The organism is Curtobacterium sp. Arg-1, assembly GCF_025643395.1.
GTDB classification, from domain to species: domain Bacteria; phylum Actinomycetota; class Actinomycetes; order Actinomycetales; family Microbacteriaceae; genus Curtobacterium; species Curtobacterium poinsettiae.
Genome location: NZ_CP095731.1, coordinates 1,109,657 through 1,129,853 on the forward strand (window position 1 = coordinate 1,109,657; position 20,197 = coordinate 1,129,853).

The window sequence follows — 20,197 nt, forward strand, 5'->3', positions numbered from 1 at the left end:
TGGCACCGAACAACGCACCCCAACCGCACGGCGATCGGCCGTTGCGCACGAAGGGCGCCGTGAAGCGCGCTCGTCGCGATCTCACGAAGGACGACGTCACCGTCGTCGAGGAGTCGCTGCTCAAGCGTGCCGTCGCGGCTGCCGCGCTCGGCAACGCCATGGAGTGGTTCGACTTCGGCATCTTCGCGTACCTGACGGTCACCATCTCGCAGGTGTTCCTGCCGCAGGGCGACCCGGCCGCGAACATCGTCGCCACGTTCGGCTTCTTCGCCGCCGCGTTCATCGTGCGCCCGATCGGCGGTGCCGTGTTCGGCCCGATCGGCGACAAGATCGGCCGACAGAAGGTCCTCGCGCTGACGATGATCCTGATGGCCGCCGGCACGCTCATGATCGGCCTGATCCCGTCGTACGACACGATCGGCTTCTGGGCTCCCGTCCTGCTGCTCGTCGCCCGCTTCGTGCAGGGCTTCTCGACCGGTGGTGAGTACGGCGGCGCCGCGACCTTCATCGCCGAGTACTCGCCCGACAAGCGCCGCGGGTTCATGGGCTCGTGGCTCGAGTTCGGCACGCTCGCCGGCTACGTGCTCGGCGCCTCGATCGTCACCGGCCTGCAGTTCGGCCTGTCCGAGGACGCCCTGCTCAGCTGGGGCTGGCGCATCCCGTTCATCGTCGCGGGCCCGCTCGGCCTGATCGGTCTCTACCTGCGCCTCAAGCTGGAAGAGACCCCGGCGTTCCAGAAGCAGCAGGAGCAGGCCGCTGAGCGCGAGGGGCAGAAGACCCCGTTCCTCAAGCTCTTCGCCGAGAACTGGCGCTCGCTCATCATCTGCATCGGCCTGGTCCTGGTCTTCAACGTGACCGACTACATGCTGCTCTCGTACATGCCGACCTACCTCGAGCAGAACCTCGGCCAGAACGCCACGTTCGGCCTGATCCTCATCGTCATCGTCATGCTGCTCATGATGGTCGTCATCACCTTCGGCGGTCGCCTGTCCGACAAGTTCGGGCGCCGTCCGGTGCTCGCCGCCGGCTGCATCGGCTTCATCCTGCTGTCCTGGCCGGCCCTGAAACTCGTCCAGACCGGCACCGGCGTCGGCGTGTTCGCCGGCCTGCTGATCCTCGGCGTCGTGCTCGTCACGTTCACCTCGACCATGCCGTCGACGCTGCCCGCGCTGTTCCCGACGATCATCCGCTACGGCGCCCTGGCGATCGCGTTCAACGTGTCGGTGTCGCTCTTCGGTGGGACCACCCCGCTCGCGACCGCCGCGCTCATCAACGCCGCGAAGGACGCCGGGTACGGCTGGGCCGAGGACATCCCCGCGTTCTACCTGATGCTCGCCGCCGTCATCGGCCTGGTCGCGGTGTACTTCACCAAGGAGACCGCCGCGAGCCCGCTGATGGGCTCGGGCCCGACGGTCGGGTCCGAGGACGAGGTCGCCGGCGTGATCGAGGACTACAACGACCCGACGTCGGAGCTCGCGCAGTCCGACTGGGCGAAGGAGTTCTCGACGAGCGAGATCCCGATCATCTCGGCCGAGGCCGCATCGAAGGAGCCCTCCGGCTCCTGAGGACCCAGCCGCCCCGCGGCAACCCGGCCAGGAGGCCCGGCGCACGTTCCGTCTCGGAACGCGCGCCGGGCCTCCTGGCCGTTCCGAGCCGTTGGCGACGTCACGCGCGCAGTGACAGTCCGCGGGCGCGGCACCGTGTGGACCGTCGCTCAGCCCGTGGAGTCGGCCGCGGTCCCCGTGGCTGGATCCGCGGCGGGACCCGCTGCCAGCCGCTCCGCGGCGTGCAGCAGCCGCGCGGTCACCGGGTGGGCGGGGCGCGCGAAGACCTCGGCGGCGGGGCCGTGCTCGACGACCGCGCCGGCGTGCACCACGAGCACGTCGTCCGCCATCCGCCGGACCGCCCGCAGGTCGTGCGACACGAACACCATCGCCACCCCGGTCTCGTCGCGGAGCCGTTCGAGCAACCGGAGCACGGCGTGCTGCACCGTGGCGTCGAGGGCGGTCACCGGCTCGTCGAGCACGATCGCCTCGGGGTCGGTCGCCAGCGCGCGGGCGATCGCGAGCCGCTGCCGTTGGCCGCCGGACAGGGTGCGGGGGGAGCGGGACCGCAGCACGGGGTCGAGGTCGACCCGTCGCAGCGCCGCGTCGACCCGTTCGCCGAGCGCTCCGCGCGCCCGCCGTTCGTCACCGCGTGAGAACGCGTCCGCGAGGACCCGTTCGACGTTCCACCGTTCGTCGAACGTCACGCCGGGGTCCTGCACGACGGCTGCGAGCCGGTGCCGTCGGGGGCGTCGCTCGCGCTCGGGCAGCGGGACCCAGGGTTCGCCGTCGAGCGTGACCGTGCCGGCGTCGGGCGTCTCGAGTCCCAGGAGCATCCGCGCCAGCGTCGTCTTGCCCGAGCCCGAGGCGCCGATCACCCCGAGCACCCGGCCCCGCTCGAGCCCGAACGACACGTCATCCACCGCGAGCAGCCCGCCGTACTCCCGCGAGAGCCCCTGCGCCGCGAGCACGTCCCTCGCACCGTGCGAGGATGCGCGCTCGGTGTCGCGGTTGCCGATCGGCGCACGGTACGGAGTCGTGTGGCCGGTGCGAGGTTGGCCGCTCGGTGCATCGTCAGAGGACTGCACGGAGCCATCGACCTCGCACCGCCCGGCAAGATCGGCACCGTGCGGTGGCGCCGGCTCCGCCGCGGCAGCACCGGCAGCACCGGCAGCGCGCACCAGCGCCCGTGTCGAGGGGTGCTGCGGCGCCGTGAAGACCCCGGTGACCGCACCCTGCTCGACGATCCGGCCCTCGTGCACGACGGCGACCCGGTCGGCCCACCCCGCGACGAGCCCCAGGTCGTGCGTGATGACGAGCAGTCCGGCGCCCCGCCTCTGCGCTGCCCGCAACTGCTCCATCACGGTGACGGCGACCCCGGCGTCGAGCGCCGTCGTCGGTTCGTCGGCGACCAGCAGCGCGGGGGACCCGACGGTGGCCGCGGCGATGAGGGCACGCTGTCGCATCCCACCGGACAGTGTCCCGGCGAGCCGGCCGTCGGTCGCGGTGTCCGGGTCGAGGCCCACCGCGGCCAGGGCAGCACGCACGGCGTCCACGCGCTCGGCCGCACGCATCTCGGTGTGCAGGCGGAGGCTGTCGGCGACCTCGCGCCCGACGGGACGCAGCGGGTCCAACGCGCCCAGCGCCTCCTGGCCGACGTAGCCGATGCGCGATCCCCGCAGCCGGCGCCACCGCCGGTCCGTGTACCCGCCGACGTCGACACCGTCGACCGTGAACGTTTCGGCGTGCACGGCGGCGCCGGGCGCGGACAGGCCGAGCACGGCGCGTGCGGTGACGGTCTTGCCCGAGCCAGAGGCGCCGACCAGGGCGACGCACTCGCCGGCGTCGACGCGCAGGTCGACACCGTGCACGATCGGGGTCCCGCCGATGGCGACGGTGAGTCCGCGGACGTCGAGGACGGCGCTCACCGCGCGGCCCCGCTCCGTCGGATCGCCCGGCCGAGCACGGTGACGGCCGTCGCGAGCACGACGATCGCGAGTCCGGGGAAGGTGCTCATCCACGGCGCGGTCTGCAGGTAGGTCCGGCCGTCGGCGAGCATCGCGCCCCACTCCGGCGCGGGTGGGGGCGTGCCGACCCCGAGGTAGCTCAGCGCCGATGCCCACACGACCGCCTGCCCGACCCCGAGCGTGGCGACGGCGACGACGGGCCAGAGCGCCGTCGGCAGCACGTGCCGGACGACGGTGCGGGCTGGGGAGCGGCCGAGCAGCACGGCGGTCTCCACCACCTGCGAACCGCGGGCCGTCCGGACCAGGCCCCGCACGATCCGGGCGTAACCGGGAGCGGTCGCGAACCCGACGGCGAGCACCGCCGGCACCGGACCCGGACCGGTCACGGCGATGACGACCAGGGCGACGAGCAGCAGCGGCAGGGCGAACGCGACCTCGGTGACACGGCCGATGACGGCGTCGAGCAGACGGCCGAGCCGTCCGGCCCCGGCGCCGAGCCCGGCGACGACACCGAGCAGGACGCCCGCTCCGCCGCCGATCAGGGTGGCGACGACGCCGACGACGAGCGAGGCGCGGGTCCCCGCGACCACCCGTGCCAGGACGTCGCGGCCGGACTCGTCGGTGCCGAACGGGTGTGCGCCGCTCGGGGCGGTCAGTGCCTGGGTCGGGTGCACCGCGAGCGGATCGCCGCCGCCCAGCAGCGCTGGCCAGGCCGCCGCGACGACGGCGACCAGGACGACCACCGCCGCGGCGGTGCCGCCGACGCCGAGCGTCCCCCCACGGACGCGCTCGGTGCCGACGGCGGTCTGGTGGGCGGACGCACCGGTCTGGAGGCCCGGGTCGGCGATCCCGCTCACCGCGCGCCCGCCGGACGGCCGGGCCCACGGCGTCGCGCGGTGCCGGGGCGCGCGGTCGCGTTTCGTGCGGTGCTGCGCGGGTCGACCACACGCTCGACCAGATCGGCGACGGCCAGCACGACCACGTACGCGGCCGCCGAGACCATCGCGATGCCGGCGACGAGGGGCATGTCCCGCTGGGTGACGGCGGTGACCAGCGCGCGGCCGATGCCGGGCAGGGCGAACACGGACTCGACGACCACGGCCCCGGAGACGAGCGATCCGAAGGCCCACGCGGACAGTGCGATCCCGGGCAGGGCGGCGTGCCGGAGCAGATGCCGTCCGAACAGTCCGAGGCGGGTCTCGCCCCGGCCCCGGGCGGCGAGCGCGAAGGCCGAGCGCTGCGCGTCCACCACGCCGTCGCGCACGGTCTCGGCCAGGTACCCGGCGACCGGCACGGCCACGGTCAGCACCGGCAGCACCCAGCCGCGTGCGGTGCCGTCACTGACCGCCGGCACCCACCCCAGGGACGAGGCGAACACCACGATGAGCACGCTGCCGAGCCAGAAGTGCGGCATCACGCTCGCGGTGACGCTGAGGGCGCTGGTGAGCCCGGCGGCGATGCGGCCGCGCTGCGTCGAGGCCCACGCGGCGACGATCGCCAGCACCCAGGCGACGACGAGCCCGGCGACCGCGAGCGTCAGCGTGACGGGCAGCTGCTGGCCGAGGAGCGTCGCGACCGGGGTGCGGAACGCGTAGGAGTCACCGAGCTGCCCGGTCGCGAGGCGGCCGAGGAACACCGCGTACTGCACCAGGACCGGCTGGTCGAGGCCGTACTCGTGGCGGACCTGGGCGACGGCCTCGGCCGAGGCCTGCGATCCCGGGCCACCGAGGATCGCGAGCGCCGGGTCACCGGGGATGAGCCGGATCGCGACGAAGACGATCGTCGCGACGGCCCAGAGCACGCCGATGCCCCCGGCGAGCCGCCGGACGGCCCACCAGACCCACCGCATCCGTGTCAGCGGTCGATCCAGGCGGTGCCGAACCAGGGCGTCGAGACCGGGGTGGTCCGGATGCCGTGCACGGCCGAGCGCACCAGGAAGTGGTTCTGCTGGTCGTACAGGGGGAGCACGGTGTCGCTCGCCAGGATCGCCTTCTGCGCCTGCTCGTACAGGTCGGCGCGCTCGTCGGCGTCCGAGGTGCGGGCGGCCTGCTCGAGCAGCCGGTCGAGCGCGGGGTCGTCGAGCTGGGCCAGGTTCGCGAAGTAGCCGGACGGTGCTGGTTCGATGCTCGCGCTGTCGTACAGGATGCGCAGGACGTCGGGGCCGACCTTCGTGTACGGGGCACTCACGACGTCGTACTCGTTCGCGGCCAGGGCGGCGTACCAGCTGGACAGGTCGAGCTCGTCGAGCACGACCTTGAACCCGACGGCCTTCTCGGACGCCTGGATCTGCTGGAACAGGCTGCGCTCGGCCGGCACCGACTGGTTCGTCGAGACGGGGAACGTCACGGTGAGCTGCTGGCCGTCCTTCTCGCGGACGCCGTCCGAGCCGACCTTCCACCCGGCGTCGTCGAGCAGCTGCTTCGCCTTCGACGGCGAGTAGTCGAACCGGCTCTTGTCGGAGTACGCGAGCGGCTCAGCGCTCGAGAGCACCGAGTACGAGCGCTTCGCGGTGCCGAGGAACAGCGACTGCAGGCCCGGGTCGATCTCGGCGCCGGCGATGAAGGCCTGGCGGACTGCCTGGTCGCGGAACACGCCGTGCCCGGAGTTCAGTTCGAGCCGGTTCGAGGCGCCGGGGCGGGGGGCGTCGAGGTCGCGGATCGCGCCCTTCGCCGACGCGGCCTTGAGCTGGTCGGGCTGGGCGTTGTCGATCACGTCGACCTGGCCGGACTGCAGCGCGGCGTAGCGCGAGGTCGAGTCCGGCAGGAACCGCCACGTGATGCCCGACAGGCGCGGCTTCGTCTTGCCCCAGTAGTCGGTGTTCTTCGTCAGGGTGACGCGGTCGCCGTGCTTCCAGCCGGTGACCCGGAACGGGCCGGTGCCGACGGGGGACTCACAGTTCGTCGCCTGCTTCCGTTCGAGCGCCTTCGGGGACTCCATGCCGACCCAGGGCTGCGAGAGGGACTCGAGCAGCGCACTGTCCGGCCGGCTCAGCGAGAGCGTCACGGTGTGGTCGTCGGTGGCGGTCGCCTTCGTGATGGACTGCAGCGCAAGGTACCCGGTGCTCGAGGCGGTGGCCGGGTCCTGCACGTGCTCGATGTTCGCCACGACGGCGGCGGCGTCGAACGGGGTGCCGTCGCTGAAGGTGACGTCGTCGCGCAGGGTGAACGTCAGGGTCTTCCCGTCGTCACCCGTGGTCCACTTCGTCGCGAGTTCCGGCGTGGGCTTGCCGTCCTCGAGCCCGACGAGCTCCTCGATGTACTGCGTCGCCAGGAGCGCCTGCGGGTAGTTGCCGCCGACGTGCGGGTCGAGGCAGGTCGGTTCGGCGTCACCGGAGGCGTAGGTGAGCGTGCCGCCCGCGACCGGGGTGCTGCTCGTGGTGCCCGCCCCTCCGCCCGAGCAGGCGGACAGCAGCAGCAGGAGGGTCGCGGCACCGGCTATGCCGGTCGGACGCGCCAGGCGTCGGCGATGTTTCTGCACTGCGTCCAGTTTCTCCACAGCACGAGCGTACCCCGCCTTGGTGCCCGGTGTGAATCGTCGATGGTGTCGTTGACAACATCTCGACTCTGCGATTGCATGTTGGGGATCGCTCGACAACAACGATCGCAGGCCGGCTACACGGTCGGTCATCGAACGAAACGAACGAACACAAGGGGGAGACGATGTCTTCGACATTGGATCAACGGGTGAACGACCAGCTCCGACTGGTCGCGTCCGAGCATGAGCCGCTGGCCGCAGGGACGGCACAGCCGGTCTTGACCACGCCGGCAACGGTGGCCTTGGGGTACGCCGCAGTCATCGGCTACGCAGCCGAAGGCGCGGCCTTCACCGCAGGGGCAACAGCGGTCGTCGGTGCGTACACGGTGGGTCGAGCCGCGGGATGACCGGCCTCGACACTGCCGTCAACAGGCAGATCGCGGCGGTACTCGCCAAGTCCCGTGCATCCGCCGTGGTGCCCGGGGAGTGGAACGCCCAGCCCACGCTGACGACCCCTGCCTTCCTGGCCGGTGTCGCCATCAGCTCGGCCGTCATCAACGCGTACAACGCCGGTATCAACGCCGGTTAGCACGCGCACCGCGCCGGGGCGGTGACACCGGGACACCGGTGTCACCGCCCCGGTTCGGGCGCGGAACGCGAGGGGGAAGAACATTGTCACCACGATCATCTCCGGGGCAGACGATGGGGATGCTGCTCCGGCGCTCCTTGCGCGCGCGACCCATCGGCGCGCGCGAGACTCTCGACACTGCCCAGCGGTTGTCGGCGGCGTCGGGACTCATGGCATCGCTCGAAGGACTGGCGTTGCTCGGGTCGCGACACGAGCGGCACCGGCTTCGCGACGAGTGGCGACACGCCAGACACTCGTTCGACCGAGCCCCGGCCCCGGTCCGTGCCGTCGTCGCCGCCACTGGCCCGATCCCGACCCGGGTCGTGCTGCAGTCGGTCCGCGCTGCGGCGTCGATCTACCTCATCGCCGCGCCGAGGAACGCGCCAGCGCGCAACCTGGTGACGCTGGCATCGAGCGCGATCACCACCGCGCTGTACCCGGCGCAACGGCTGGGCAGCGACGGTGCAGATCAGGTGACCGCACTCAGCCAGGCCTTGGTGGGTTTCGCCGGATTCGCACGACCGGGGCCCGTCCGGGACGCGTTGCTCTGGAGCCAGGCGATCCAGGGCACGATGTCCTACGCCGTCGCCGGTGTCGCCAAGCTCGTCGGCCCGGACTGGCGCTCCGAACGTGCCCTGCTCGGCATCATGCGCACACACACGTACGGCAGCCCCGTGCTGTGGCGTCGGGCGAAGGAGCTGCCGCGCACTGCCCGAGCGGTATCCGCAGGCATGCTCGTCTTCGAGTGCGCGTTCCCGCTCGCGTACCTGCCCGTGCCGTGGGCGCCGCGCATCTTCCTCGCCGGCGCCGTCGGGTTCCACGCCTTCAACGCCGCCGCGATGGGACTCGGTCGCTTCCTGCCGAGCTTCATGTCCCTCCACCCGGCGATCGTGTACACCTCTGCGGCGAACAGCAGGCGTCCCTCCGCCGCGTTCCCGCTCATCGCCGCTGCTGCGCTGGCCGTGACCGTCGGGTCGTTCGCCGCGCAGAGCGTCATCGCGTCGGAACGGATCCGGCGCCGTGACGCTGGCAGGAGCACCGTGCCGCTGCAGGGTGGACGCCAGCTCGTCGTCGATCGTCAGGGCGAACCGAGGACCGGAACGGTCGTACTCGAGGGTGGTCTCGGAACACAGATCGACGAGTTCGAGACGCTCCGCCGTGCCCTCGTCGATGCTGGGCTCCTCGTGGTCTCGTACCGGCGTTCTGACGACGGCTGCCCGGCAGGAGCACTGCTGGACGCGCGAGCGGCCGAGCTGGCCGAGCTGCTGCGTGCGGTCGACGCCGACGTGCCCAGCCCGCCGGTGGTGCTCGGGTACTCACTGGGCTCCGAGATCGTCCGGCGTGCCGTGCGCGACCACGACCTCCCGGTGGCGGGTGTCGTCGCCCTCGACCCGTCGCACCCCGGCGAACTCGCCCGGTCAGCGAAGAAGGCCGACACGGTCGCGCCGATCACGGAATCGATGCGTGTGTTCCGCCTCGCCACCGCCGCGCGACTGGGCATCCTTCTCGACGCACCGTCGTGGATCGGTGTGCTCGATCCGTCACGTCGGCGCGACGCAGTCGCGGAGCACCGATCGGCACGGACGTGGCGCCGAACCTGGCGCGAGTGGAACGCCGTTCGAGTGAGCCTCGTGCAGCAGGGACCGCCGGAGCCGTCACGGGTGCCGGTCCGGGTCGTCTCGGCTGGACGGACGCTGCGGAACGACGCGCTGCAGGCGACCCTGCACACCGAGCTCACCAGGACCGTCACTGGCGACGACCACGACGTGACGATCGTGCCGGGTGTCGGTCACGACGACGTGATCCGCGAACCGGTTGCGGTCAACGCGGTCATCGAGGCTGTCGAGGCACTGCTGCCGAACCAGGACGGGACGCCAGAAGAGGAGATGCCATGGCCGCGCGCATCCGCGGGGTAGGCGAGGCGCTCGCAGTCGTGGCTGCTGCGGCTGGACTGGTGGTCACCGTCCTCGGTCAGGTCCCGAGCCCGGCATTTGGTCGGGCTCGCGCAGGCGACTGGTTCGGGCTCGTCCCGAACTGGCGTTTCTTCGCGCCGAACCCGGCCCAGCACGACTTCTCGGTGTACGTCCGACCGGTCCGCCCCGTCGGCGAGCCCGAGGCGCCGTGGACGCGTCCTCGGGTCGTGGCGGAGCGCAGACTCCACCACTCCGTCTGGTTCCCGGGCCGCCGCGCCGACAAGGGGCTGTTCGACCTGTGCAGCGACTTCCTGCCGCTCCTCGACGGGGACCGACCGGAACGCATCGAGACCCGACCGGTCTTCCGCGTCCTGCGCGCCTGGGTCGTCGCTGACCTGCTGGCAGCCGGCGCGGACCGGACACCCCACCAGCTCGCGCTCGTGCGGTTCGCGGGTGCCGACGACACGATCGAACCCGAGGTGCTGTTCGTCTCGAGTCCGTTCGCGGTGGAGCCTGACACTGCCATCACCCCTGACCGAGAGGAACGACCATGACCGAGATCTCCAGCGCGATGGGCTTCATCGCCGCGGTTGAGGTGGCTGCCGCCGTGCTCATCGTGATGCACACCACCGTCGGCCTGCCGGCCAGGCTCCGCCCGTGGGTGACCAAGTGCACCATCGTCACCCGCACGGGCGCCGTGGGACTCGCTGCGAGCGCGATCGTGGTCGCGGCTGCCGTCCTCGGCGCGGTCTCGTGGTGGTGCTCGACGACGGACCCGACGTGGGCGTGGGGCGTCCTCGGCTCCCTCCTGCTGCTGCTCGTCGGTGCCGCCGCTGAGTCGTCGATCCACCAAGCCGTCGCCGGGCGGCGCCGGCTGGCACGCCGGTAGGCGCCGGAGCCCACCGTCGGCGCGGGACAATGGGCCCATGGACGAACCGATCCGCCGCGGTGGCCGCCCCCGACGCTCGAGCGCCGAGGTCCTCGCGGACGCCGCTGCCGAGCTGTTCCTCGAGCAGGGGTACGGGCGTACCACGGTCGACCAGATCGCCGCCCGCGCCGGGGTCAGCCGCGCGACGTTCTTCAACTACTTCCCTGCGAAGGCCGACGTGATGTGGCTCGAACTCGACGCCGCCGTCGCCGGGCTGCCCGGGTACCTCGCAGCGTCCACCGAGTCGAGTGCCGTACGGGCCGTCGAACAGGCGCTCCTCGACGCCGCTCGCGCCCACGACCCCGAGCGGGTGCCGTGGGCGGTCGCGCAGGCCGAGGTCATGGGCATCGGGCCCGAGCTGGTGGCCGGCGTCGCGGTCCGGGTGACGGCGCAGCACGAGGCCGTCGCCGCCTTCGTCGCGGGCCGCACGGGGGAGCAGCCGCGAGCGCTCTGGCCGCAGACGGTGTCCGGTGCGATGCTCGGGGCCGCCGCTGCCGCGTTCGGGGTGTGGGTCACCGACGGGGTCGGGCGCCGAGCGCTCGTCGAGTACGTCGCGGCGGCGCTCACCCCGGTGGTCGCGGGCCTCGACGCTCGCTGACACGCCGGCGTCTTCCGCCCCCGGACACGCCGTCGTCTTCGTGCGACGCCGCCTCGTCGCCGAGACGCCGCCGATTCCGGCGGCGTCTCGAGCACATGGCGGCGTCTTGCTGACACACCGGCGTCTTCCCCCCGCGTGTGGGGCGGTGCACGTGGCGGGAAGACGGACGGGAAGCCCGTGGCGGCCCGGCACCGCGCCTCCCGTCCGCCGCGCGGTCGCTCACGGAACACGCCGTCGTGTTCGCGCGACGCCGCCTCGCCAGCGAGACGCCGCCGAATCCGGCGGCGTCTCGAGCACATGGCGGCGCCTTGCCGACACACCGGCGTCTCGCGACCCGAGCCCTGCCGCCACGCCGCCCCCGCGACCCGGCCCGCGCTCACTCCGTGCGCAGGGTCCCCGCGCCACCGGCCGCCACGTCCGACGCGGTGCCGTCCCGCACGACCTCGGGGACAGCGCCGTCGGTCGGCACCAGGGACTCGTCGCCCGGGTAGCTCAGGGTGAGGACGGCCTCCTCGATGTACTGGCTGTCCTCGAGTGACTGCTCGACGTCGCGCAACCGCACCGCGACGTGCTCCTCGGTCTCGTTGCCCGTCAGGTCGACGGCCGCGACGAGGTACACCCGCGACGGCCCCACGAACTCCAGGTGCAGGTAGGTGACGCGCTCGACCTGCGACCGGCCCAGCAGCTCGACGAGCACCGCGTTCTCGAGCTCCGGCGACGTGCTCTCGCCGAGCAGGAACCGGCGGTTGCGGTCGATCAGGACGATCGCCACGACACCGAGCAGCACACCGATCGCGATGGAGCCGAGTGCGTCGAAGACCGCCAGCCCGGTGACCTGGTGCAGGAACACCCCGAGGAACGCCACGACCAGGCCGATCAGCGCCGCCGCGTCCTCGGCGAACACCGCACGGAGTGTCGGGTTCGACGACTGCAGCACGTGCCGCAGCACCGGGACCTTCCGCTTCGTCGCGGCACCGTGCGCCTGTCGGTACGCCTGCAGGAAGCTCGTGCCCTCGAGCACGAACGCGAGCCCGAGCACGACGTAGTTGAGCACGACGTCCTCGGCCGGCCCGGTCTCCCCGAACTCCGAGATGCCGTGGTAGATCGAGACGATCGCACCGGCCGTGAACAGGCCGAACGCGGCGAACATCGACCAGATGTACGTCTCGCGTCCGTACCCGAGCGGGTGCGCGGCGTCCCGCTTCTTGCCGCCCCGGCGTTCGGCGACGAGCAGGAACACCTCGTTGCCGGTGTCCGCCCACGAGTGCGCCGCCTCGGCCACCATCGACGCCGAACCCGACACGAGCGAGGCGATCGTCTTCGCGATCGCGACGAGCAGGTTCGCCCCGAACGCTATCAGGACGGTGACGAGTGACTCGGGGCGATCTTCTGCGGGCATCGCTCAAGCATGCTCCCGTCCGGTAAAGTCGTGTTCCACGAGCATCGATCCGGCCATCACCGGGGAGCTTCCGGAAGAACACGGGGCGCACCAGCGCCTCCGTCAGTAGAACCGGGCGGGTTCGGGACCGTCACCATCCCCGACACAGAGTGGTCGCACAGCGGACGTTGGGCGGCAAACGAGGTGGTACCGCGGAGCCTGGCTCCGTCCTCGTGGAGATCGAGCGAACCCACAAGGAGTCCCGGTGCCGTACCCGTTGAACGCCGATGCCGATGGCGTCGTCCCCTCGCCGAGCTTCCCCGCCGTCGAGCGGGGCATCCTCGCCTTCTGGAAGCGCGACGACACGTTCCAGGCGTCCATCGACGCGCGCCAGGGCTGCCCGGAGTGGACCTTCTACGACGGCCCGCCCTTCGCCAACGGCCTGCCGCACTACGGGCACCTGCTGACCGGGTACGCCAAGGACGTCTTCCCGCGCTACCAGACCATGCGCGGCAAGCAGGTGCACCGCCGCTTCGGCTGGGACACCCACGGCCTGCCCGCCGAGCTCGAGGCGATGCGCCAGCTCGGCATCACCGAGAAGCACGAGATCGACGCCATGGGCATCGACGTCTTCAACGCCGCCGCCAAGAAGTCGGTGCTGCAGTACACCGACGAGTGGCAGGAGTACGTCACCCGCCAGGCGCGCTGGGTCGACTTCGAGGACGACTACAAGACCCTCGACGTCACCTTCATGGAGAGCGTGCTCTGGGCGTGGAAGCAGCTCTGGGACAAGGGGCTGGCGTACGAGGGCTTCCGGGTCCTGCCGTACTGCTGGAACGACCAGACGCCGCTGTCCAACCACGAGCTGCGCATGGACGACGACGTCTACAAGATGCGCCAGGACCAGTCCGTCACCGTCTCGTTCCCGCTGCACGGCGACCGCGCTGCCGCGCTCGACCTGACCGGTGTGCGGGCGCTCGCCTGGACGACGACCCCCTGGACCCTGCCGACGAACGCCGCCCTGGCGGTCGGTCCGGAGATCGCGTACGCGGTCGTCCCGGCAGGGCCTGGAGGCGCGGCTGACGGTGCCGAAGCGGGTTCCGCCTCGTACCTCCTCGCGTCCGACACGGTGGCCGCGCACGCGAAGGAACTCGGCTACGGCTCGGGTGACGAGGCGCTCGCCGCCGTCGCGCGCACCCTGACGGGCGCCGAGCTCGACGGCGTCGAGTACGAGCGTCTGTTCGACTTCCTGGCCGACCAGGAAGGCTACGAGAACGCGTGGCGCGTGCTCGTCGCCGAGTACGTCGAGACCGGTGAGGGCACCGGCATCGTGCACCAGGCCCCGGCCTACGGTGCCGACGACCAGGAGGTCTGCGCCGCCGCCGGTATCCCCGTGGTGCTGTCCCTCGACGAGGGCGGCGTCTTCACGTCGCAGTTCGGCGAGGTCGCCGGCATGCTCTGGTCGGACGCGAACAAGCCGCTGACCAAGGCCGTCCGCGACGCCGGGCGGCTGCTCCGCCAGGCGTCCTACGAGCACAGCTACCCGCACTGCTGGCGCTGCCGGAAGCCGCTCATCTACAAGGCCGTCTCGTCGTGGTTCGTCCGGGTCACCGAGCTCCGTGACCGCATGGGCCAGCTCAACCAGGACATCAACTGGGTGCCGGACAACGTCAAGGACGGCCAGTTCGGCAAGTGGGTCGGCAACGCCATCGACTGGTCGGTCTCGCGCAACCGCTACTTCGGCACGCCGATCCCGGTGTGGCAGTCCGACGACCCCGAGTACCCGCGCACCGACGTGTACGGCTCACTCGCCGACATCGAGCGCGACTTCGGTCGCCTGCCGGTGAACGCCGAAGGCGAAGTCGACCTGCACCGCCCGTTCATCGACGACCTGACACGGCCGAACCCCGACGACCCCACGGGCACCTCGACGATGCGCCGGATCACCGACGTGTTCGACGTGTGGTTCGACTCCGGGTCGATGCCGTACGCCCAGGTGCACTACCCGTTCGAGAACCGTGAGTGGTTCGAGTCGCACAACCCGGCCGACTTCATCGTCGAGTACATCGGGCAGACGCGCGGCTGGTTCTACGTCATGCACGTGCTCTCCACTGCGCTGTTCGACCGACCCGCCTTCCAGAACGTCATCAGCCACGGCATCGTCCTCGGCTCGGACGGCCAGAAGATGTCGAAGTCGCTCCGGAACTACCCGGACGTCTCCGAGGTCTTCGACCGCGACGGCGCCGACGCCATGCGCTGGTTCCTGATGTCCTCGTCGGTGATCCGCGGCGGCAACCTCGTCGTCACCGAAGAGGGGATCCGGCAGGGCGTCCGCGAGTTCATGCTGCCGCTGTGGTCGACGTACTACTTCTTCACCCTGTACGCGAACGCCTCCGGGGAGTCGGGCTACCAGGCCACCCGGAGCACCGCGAGCACCGACGTGCTCGACCGGTACCTGCTCGCGAAGACCCGGGTGCTCGTCACCGACGTCACCGCGCACCTCGACGCGCTCGACACCCCGCTGGCGGCCCAGGCCGTCCGTGACTTCGCCGACGTGCTCACGAACTGGTACGTCCGTCGCTCGCGCGACAAGTTCTGGACCGGGGCCGACGCGGCCGCCGGCGCCGAGACCCGCGCGGCGTTCGACACGCTGTACACCGTGCTCGAGACCCTGACCCGGGTCGCCGCCCCGCTCGCGCCGCTCGTCACCGAGGAGATCTGGAAGGGCCTGACCGGCGGGCGCAGCGTCCACCTGACGGACTTCCCGGACCCCGACGAGTTCCCCGCCGACGACGCCCTGGTCGATGCGATGGACCGCGTGCGCGACGTCGCCTCGAAGGGCCTGGCGCTCCGCAAGGCCACGGGCAAGCGCGTCCGCCTGCCCCTCGCCACGCTGACCCTGGTGGTGCCGGACCCGGCTGCGGTCGAACCGTTCGCCGACATCCTGCGTGACGAGCTCAACGTCAAGCGCGTGGTGCTCGAGGCGCAGGCCGAGGAGTCCCTGGCGCAGTACGGCATCGAGCGGAAGCTCACCGTGAACGCCCGCGTCGCCGGCCCCCGCATCGGCAAGCAGGTGCAGCAGGTCATCCCGGCCGCCAAGAAGGGCGACTGGACCGCCACCGACTCCGGCGTGACCGTCGGCGGCATCGACCTGATCGAGGGCGAGTACTCGCTCGACCTCACCGTCGCCGACACCTCGGTGGCCGTGGCGTTCCTCGACGAGGGTGGCTTCGTGGTGCTCGACACCGTGACCACGCCCGAGCTCGAGGCCGAGGGGCTCGCCCGCGACGTCGTCCGCGCCGTCCAGCAGGCCCGCCGCGACGCCGACCTCGACGTCAGCGACCGCATCGCCCTGACCCTGCGGGTGGACGACACCGCCGACGGCGCGGTCCGTGCACACCAGGACCTCATCGCCGGTGAGACCCTGGCGACGAGCGTCGAGATCGTGCCCCTCGGGGCGAGTGACACCACCACCGACGTCGGTGACGGTGCGAAGGTTTCCGTGGAGGTGGCACGCGCATGAGCGACGACGACCAGTACGACGACCACGAGGCGAACGAGGAGTTCGTCGGACACGACGAGTTCGACGGCCGCGACGAAGACGGCATCCGGATCCCGGTCGGCCCGGCCGGTGACGGCCCTGCCGACGCCGTGCCCTACGGGGATGACGACGACGAGGTCCGCCGTGTCGAGGCCGCCCTGTACGCCCGGATCGGTGAACAGGCCCCCGAGCGACGGCTGACCGCAACGCGCCGTGCCGTCGAGCTGCTCGGCGACCCGCACCTGGCGTACCCGGTGATCCACGTGACCGGGACGAACGGCAAGACGTCCACCAGCCGCACCATCGAGAGCATCGTCCGTGCCCACGGTCTGCGCACCGGCCTGATGACGAGCCCGCACCTGGTGTCCATCCGGGAGCGCATCGTGATCGACGGCCAGCCGATCGCAGCGGACCGGTTCACCTCGAACTGGGACGACATCGCCCCGGTGCTCGAGATCACCGACCGGGAGCTCGCCGACAAGGGCGAACTCCCGCTGACCTTCTTCGAGGCGCTCACCGTGCTCGCCCTGGCGTGCTTCGCCGAGGCGCCGGTGGACGTCGCCGTGATCGAGGTCGGCATGGGCGGCGAGTGGGACTCCACCAACGTCGTGCAGAGCCAGGTGTCGGTGTTCACGCCGATCGCCATCGACCACGCGAAGCAGCTCGGCGCCACCGTCGCCGAGATCGCCCGCACGAAGTCGGGCATCGTCAAGCCGTCGTCCGCCGTGGTGTCGAGCCGGCAGGTCCCCGAGGCCCTCGCCGAACTCGAGCGCGCCGCCGAGCTCACCGAGTCCACCCTGGCCGTCGAGGGCACGGGCCCCTTCGAGCCGGTCACTGACCGTCGCGGAGCGGCGGGCAGTCCGAGCTTGCAGGGAGGGTTCAGCGTCGTCGACGTCACCCCGGCCGTGGGCGGACAGCTCATCACCGTGCAGGGCATCGCCGGTCGCTACGACGACCTGTTCCTGCCGCTGTTCGGCCGGCACCAGGCCGAGAACGCCGCCGTGGCGATCGCGGCGGTCGAGTCGTTCCTCGGCCGTGGGGCCCAGGCCCTCGACGAGGACGTCCTGTCCGAGGGCATCGCCGGCACGACCAGCCCCGGTCGACTGCAGCCGATCGCCACGGACCCGACCGTCGTCGTCGACGCCGCGCACAACCCGCACGGTGCGAAGGCCCTGGCCGAGGCACTGCCGGTCGCGTTCCCGTCGGAGCACGTCGTCGGCGTCGTCGGGATCCTCGGCGACAAGGACGCCCGCGGGTTCGTCCGCGCGCTCAAGGACACCGTCGCCACCTTCGTGGTCACGCAGCCGCCGGGGGAGCGTGCGCTCGACGCCGATGCCTTCGCCAAGGTGGTCGTGGACGAGATCGGCGCGGACCGCGTCGTCGTCGAGCCGTCCCTGGCGTCCGCCCTGCAGCAGGCACGCGACCTGGCCGACGAGGCGGACGCCGAGGACGCCCTCGTGCTCGTCGCGGGCTCCATCGTGATGGTGGGCGCGGTCATGGACCTCGTGCACCGCGAAGGCGAGACGAAGTGACGGACGCACCAGGGGCCTCCCGGCCGGGCCGCGCACCGCGCACCCGGAAGCCGCGCCGCGAACGCGGAGCGCAGGAGAGCCTGCTCTCGATCACGCTCGTGCTCGAGGCGATCATGTTCTTCTTCCCCATGCTCGTCGTGTTCGGCAAGGGCACGCTGCCGCCCGCAGCGGCCTTCGGCGGCGGCGTCGGCGCGATCATCGTCCTCGCAGCTGCCTCACGTCTGACGGGCAAGCGGGCCGGTGTATGGTTCGGGTGGCTGCTGCAGGCGGCCATCCTCGCCACCGGGTTCATCGAACCGTTCATGTTCGCGGTCGCCGTGGTGTTCCTGGCGCTGTGGGTCTTCTGCTTCGTCAAGGGCGGTCAGCTGGACCGTCAGAACGCCGCGCGCCGAGCGGCCATGGGCGAGGACTGACCACCACATTCGACCCCGAACACAGGGAGTACTGCGTGTCCGACTTCGAAGAGACCCTCGTCCTCGTCAAGCCCGACGGTGTGGCCCGCCAGCTCACCGGTGAGATCCTCCGCCGGATCGAGGCGAAGGGCTACGAGCTCGTCGACCTGAAGATGCTCACGGCGCCGCGCGACCTGCTCGACGCACACTACGAGGAGCACCAGGGCAAGCCGTTCTTCGAGCCGCTCGTCGAGTTCATGCAGTCTGGTCCGGTCGTCGCCGTGCGCGTCGCCGGCAACGGTGCGATCGCGGGCTTCCGCTCGCTCGCCGGCACCACCGACCCCACGTCGGCTGCGCCCGGCACCATCCGTGGTGACCTGGGCCGTGACTGGGGCCTCAAGGTGCAGCAGAACCTGGTCCACGGTTCGGACAGCCCCGAGTCGGCCGCGCGCGAGCTCGCGCTCTGGTTCGCCTGAGCGGCGGGGACGACATGACGAACAACGACCGACCCACCAAGAACGAGCGGCGTCAGCACGCGCGCGAGGTCGCACGCCAGCGTGCCGACGCCGAGAAGCGCCGCAAGCGCCGCAACAAGTGGTTCCTGCAGGGCGGCATCGGCCTGGGAATCGTGGCGATCGCCGCGATCATCACCATCGTCGTGGTGAACGTGAACAACGCACCGGTGCTGTCCGCCGCCGGGCCGAAGAACATGGCCACCGGCGCGATCCAGTTCACCGGCAAGGACGGCAAGGTCACCCCCGTGACCACGCCGGCCGTGGCCGCGACGGGTTCGGCGTCGCCGGCCCCCACGGCGAACAGTGACGGTGCCGTCGCGGTCACCGAGTACGTCGACTGGGCCTGCCCCGTCTGCAAGCAGTTCGAGGGCGCCTACGCCGACCAGATCCTCGACAAGGTGAAATCGGGCGACGCGACGCTGGCGATCCAGCCGGTGTCGATCCTCGACCGCAGCTACCCGGGCTCCCGGTACGCCAGCCGTGCTGCGAACGCCGCCATGTGCGTGGCGAACTACGACCCGGACAAGTTCCTCGACGTGCAGACGCAGTTCTTCGACAACCAGCCGGCCGAGGGCACGAAGGGCCTGACCAACTCCGAGATCGCGAAGCTCGTCAAGGCGGGCGGCGCGACGGGTTCGGACCTGTCCCAGTGCCTGTCGACCGAGCGGTTCAAGGGCTGGGTGACGAAGTCGACGCAGGCCGTCACCTCGAACGAGGCACTCGCGGGTCCGCAGGGGTTCGGCACGCCGACGGTCGTGGTCGACGGCAAGCGCCTCGACGACCTGAGCACGGTCATCACCGCGATCGACGCCGCGGCGAAGTAACACCTCGGCACGACGAACGGCCCCCGCTCCCGATGGGAAGCGGGGGCCGTTCCACGTTGCTCCTCGGGCTAGGACGCGCGGTCGTGCCGCCGGACGAACGACGCGAACGCCTCGGGGTCAGCGAGGGACGTCGAGCCGTCCGGGTCGTACTGCTCGCCGTCGACGAGGATCGTGGGCGTGCTCGTGATCCCGTCGAGCGTCGAGTTCGGCACCGGGTCCTGCACCGCCCGGTTCGTGGCGTCGGCGACCCACCCGGCGAAGCGCTGCCCGGTGATGCACGAGGCGACCTCGGGGGCCCTCGCCCCGGCTCCGCGGGCGAGGGACGCCAACTCGTCGTTGGTCAGCCCGCGGGTGTTCTCGGACGGCTGGTGCCCGGAGAGCGACGCGTTGTAGGCCAGGAACGCGTCCGGGTCGTGGTCGGCGACGCAGGCAGCAGCCGCCGCAGAGCGGGTGGAGTACCGCGAGCCGAGCGACAGCCGGTCGAGCAGCCCGAGCGGGTGCAGCTCGAGGGTGGCGGTCCCGTCCTCGACCCACTGCCGGATCTGGGGCATCTGGGCCGTCTCGAACTGGTTGCAGTACGGGCACATGTAGTCCGCGTAGACCACGATGGCGGTCTTCGAGCCGTCCTGGTCGGTCGGTGTCGGCGTCCCGCCGGCGGGGACCGCGCGCGTCTCGACGGGCACGATCCTGCCGTGCACACCGGTCAGCAGGACACCGTCGCTCGCCGCGTTGCGTGGGCCGGGACCCGCGGGCTGCACCGATCCCGCCACCAGGACGACGACCACCGCGACGACCGCGAGCCCACCGATGACGGCTCCGCTGATGCCCAGCGTGCGGAGGCGACGGCGGCGCGACTGCTCCTTCGCCCGTGTCGCCCGCGCGCGTTCCCGTACGGCGTCCCGACGCGCCCTGCTGGTCTCCTGCTCGCTCATCGATCCCGAGCGTAGGGGCAGTCCGGACGGC

The 20,197-nt window shown here is 71.5% G+C and carries 18 protein-coding genes; 12 read left to right on the forward strand and 6 right to left on the reverse strand.

Annotated elements, in window-relative coordinates; genetic code table 11:
• The first annotated feature begins 59 nt into the window (after positions 1-59).
• Positions 60-1,565, forward strand: coding sequence for a glycine betaine/L-proline transporter ProP (gene proP / locus MXD64_RS05340; protein ID WP_197068642.1), 1,506 nt, complete (start codon positions 60-62; stop codon positions 1,563-1,565).
• A 149-nt stretch (positions 1,566-1,714) separates the two neighbouring features.
• Here the strand turns inward: proP and MXD64_RS05345 are convergent, their stop codons facing one another.
• From MXD64_RS05345 to MXD64_RS05360, 4 genes are read right to left on the reverse strand one after another with little or no spacing between them, the layout of a single operon-like run.
• Positions 1,715-3,472 carry an ATP-binding cassette domain-containing protein gene (locus MXD64_RS05345; RefSeq protein ID WP_263137224.1) on the reverse strand — a complete coding sequence of 586 codons (1,758 nt, stop codon included), beginning with the start codon at positions 3,470-3,472 and terminating at the stop codon, positions 1,715-1,717.
• Positions 3,469-4,368, reverse strand: coding sequence for an ABC transporter permease (locus MXD64_RS05350; protein WP_263137225.1), 900 nt, complete (start codon positions 4,366-4,368; stop codon positions 3,469-3,471). The genes MXD64_RS05345 and MXD64_RS05350 overlap by 4 nt, the downstream gene beginning before the upstream one ends.
• Positions 4,365-5,360, reverse strand: a complete 996-nt coding sequence (locus MXD64_RS05355; protein ID WP_140449375.1) for an ABC transporter permease — start codon at positions 5,358-5,360, stop codon at positions 4,365-4,367. The genes MXD64_RS05350 and MXD64_RS05355 overlap by 4 nt, the downstream gene beginning before the upstream one ends.
• Before the next feature lie 5 nt (positions 5,361-5,365).
• On the reverse strand, positions 5,366-7,006 hold the full coding sequence (locus MXD64_RS05360; RefSeq protein WP_263137226.1) for an ABC transporter substrate-binding protein: 1,641 nt from the start codon (positions 7,004-7,006) through the stop codon (positions 5,366-5,368).
• A 188-nt stretch (positions 7,007-7,194) separates the two neighbouring features.
• Here MXD64_RS05360 and MXD64_RS05365 point away from each other — a divergent pair, with 188 nt between their 5' ends.
• From MXD64_RS05365 to MXD64_RS05390, 6 genes are all read left to right on the forward strand, one after another.
• Positions 7,195-7,392 (forward strand): hypothetical protein, encoded by a 198-nt coding sequence (locus tag MXD64_RS05365; RefSeq protein WP_214519427.1) that lies wholly within the window; start codon positions 7,195-7,197, stop codon positions 7,390-7,392.
• On the forward strand, positions 7,389-7,574 hold the full coding sequence (locus MXD64_RS05370) for a hypothetical protein (RefSeq protein ID WP_262118517.1): 186 nt from the start codon (positions 7,389-7,391) through the stop codon (positions 7,572-7,574). The genes MXD64_RS05365 and MXD64_RS05370 overlap by 4 nt, the downstream gene beginning before the upstream one ends.
• Before the next feature lie 209 nt (positions 7,575-7,783).
• Positions 7,784-9,529: a hypothetical protein gene (locus MXD64_RS05375; protein WP_263137227.1), complete on the forward strand. Its 1,746-nt coding sequence runs from the start codon at positions 7,784-7,786 to the stop codon at positions 9,527-9,529.
• Positions 9,505-10,080 carry a hypothetical protein gene (locus MXD64_RS05380; protein ID WP_159557711.1) on the forward strand — a complete coding sequence of 192 codons (576 nt, stop codon included), beginning with the start codon at positions 9,505-9,507 and terminating at the stop codon, positions 10,078-10,080. The genes MXD64_RS05375 and MXD64_RS05380 overlap by 25 nt, the downstream gene beginning before the upstream one ends.
• Positions 10,077-10,415, forward strand: a complete 339-nt coding sequence (locus MXD64_RS05385) for a hypothetical protein (RefSeq protein WP_159557713.1) — start codon at positions 10,077-10,079, stop codon at positions 10,413-10,415. The genes MXD64_RS05380 and MXD64_RS05385 overlap by 4 nt, the downstream gene beginning before the upstream one ends.
• A 37-nt stretch (positions 10,416-10,452) precedes the next feature.
• A complete protein-coding gene (locus MXD64_RS05390; protein WP_017885989.1) occupies positions 10,453-11,052 on the forward strand; it encodes an acyl-CoA-like ligand-binding transcription factor in 600 nt (199 codons plus the stop codon).
• Between the two features lie 376 nt (positions 11,053-11,428).
• Here MXD64_RS05390 and MXD64_RS05395 read toward each other — a convergent pair whose 3' ends face one another.
• A complete protein-coding gene (locus MXD64_RS05395; protein WP_017885988.1) occupies positions 11,429-12,451 on the reverse strand; it encodes a cation diffusion facilitator family transporter in 1,023 nt (340 codons plus the stop codon).
• Between the two features lie 244 nt (positions 12,452-12,695).
• Here MXD64_RS05395 and ileS point away from each other — a divergent pair, with 244 nt between their 5' ends.
• Genes ileS through MXD64_RS05420 form a run of 5 tightly spaced genes read left to right on the forward strand, consistent with a single transcriptional unit; the run spans position 12,696 to position 19,234 of the window.
• Positions 12,696-15,953: an isoleucine--tRNA ligase gene (gene ileS / locus MXD64_RS05400; RefSeq protein ID WP_263137228.1), complete on the forward strand. Its 3,258-nt coding sequence runs from the start codon at positions 12,696-12,698 to the stop codon at positions 15,951-15,953.
• The gene (locus MXD64_RS05405) at positions 15,950-17,503 is read left to right on the forward strand and encodes a bifunctional folylpolyglutamate synthase/dihydrofolate synthase (protein WP_214584637.1); all 1,554 of its coding nucleotides are present in this window, start codon (positions 15,950-15,952) and stop codon (positions 17,501-17,503) included. The genes ileS and MXD64_RS05405 overlap by 4 nt, the downstream gene beginning before the upstream one ends.
• Positions 17,500-17,916, forward strand: coding sequence for a DUF4233 domain-containing protein (locus tag MXD64_RS05410; RefSeq protein ID WP_017885985.1), 417 nt, complete (start codon positions 17,500-17,502; stop codon positions 17,914-17,916). Before MXD64_RS05405 ends, MXD64_RS05410 begins: the two co-directional genes overlap by 4 nt.
• A 35-nt stretch (positions 17,917-17,951) precedes the next feature.
• The gene (gene ndk / locus MXD64_RS05415; RefSeq protein WP_017885984.1) at positions 17,952-18,371 is read left to right on the forward strand and encodes a nucleoside-diphosphate kinase; all 420 of its coding nucleotides are present in this window, start codon (positions 17,952-17,954) and stop codon (positions 18,369-18,371) included.
• 14 nt (positions 18,372-18,385) lie between these two features.
• Positions 18,386-19,234: a DsbA family protein gene (locus MXD64_RS05420; protein ID WP_017885983.1), complete on the forward strand. Its 849-nt coding sequence runs from the start codon at positions 18,386-18,388 to the stop codon at positions 19,232-19,234.
• Positions 19,235-19,302: 68 nt separating this feature from the next.
• Here the strand turns inward: MXD64_RS05420 and MXD64_RS05425 are convergent, their stop codons facing one another.
• Positions 19,303-20,166 (reverse strand): DsbA family protein, encoded by an 864-nt coding sequence (locus MXD64_RS05425; protein WP_042538493.1) that lies wholly within the window; start codon positions 20,164-20,166, stop codon positions 19,303-19,305.
• Positions 20,167-20,197 lie beyond the last annotated feature (31 nt).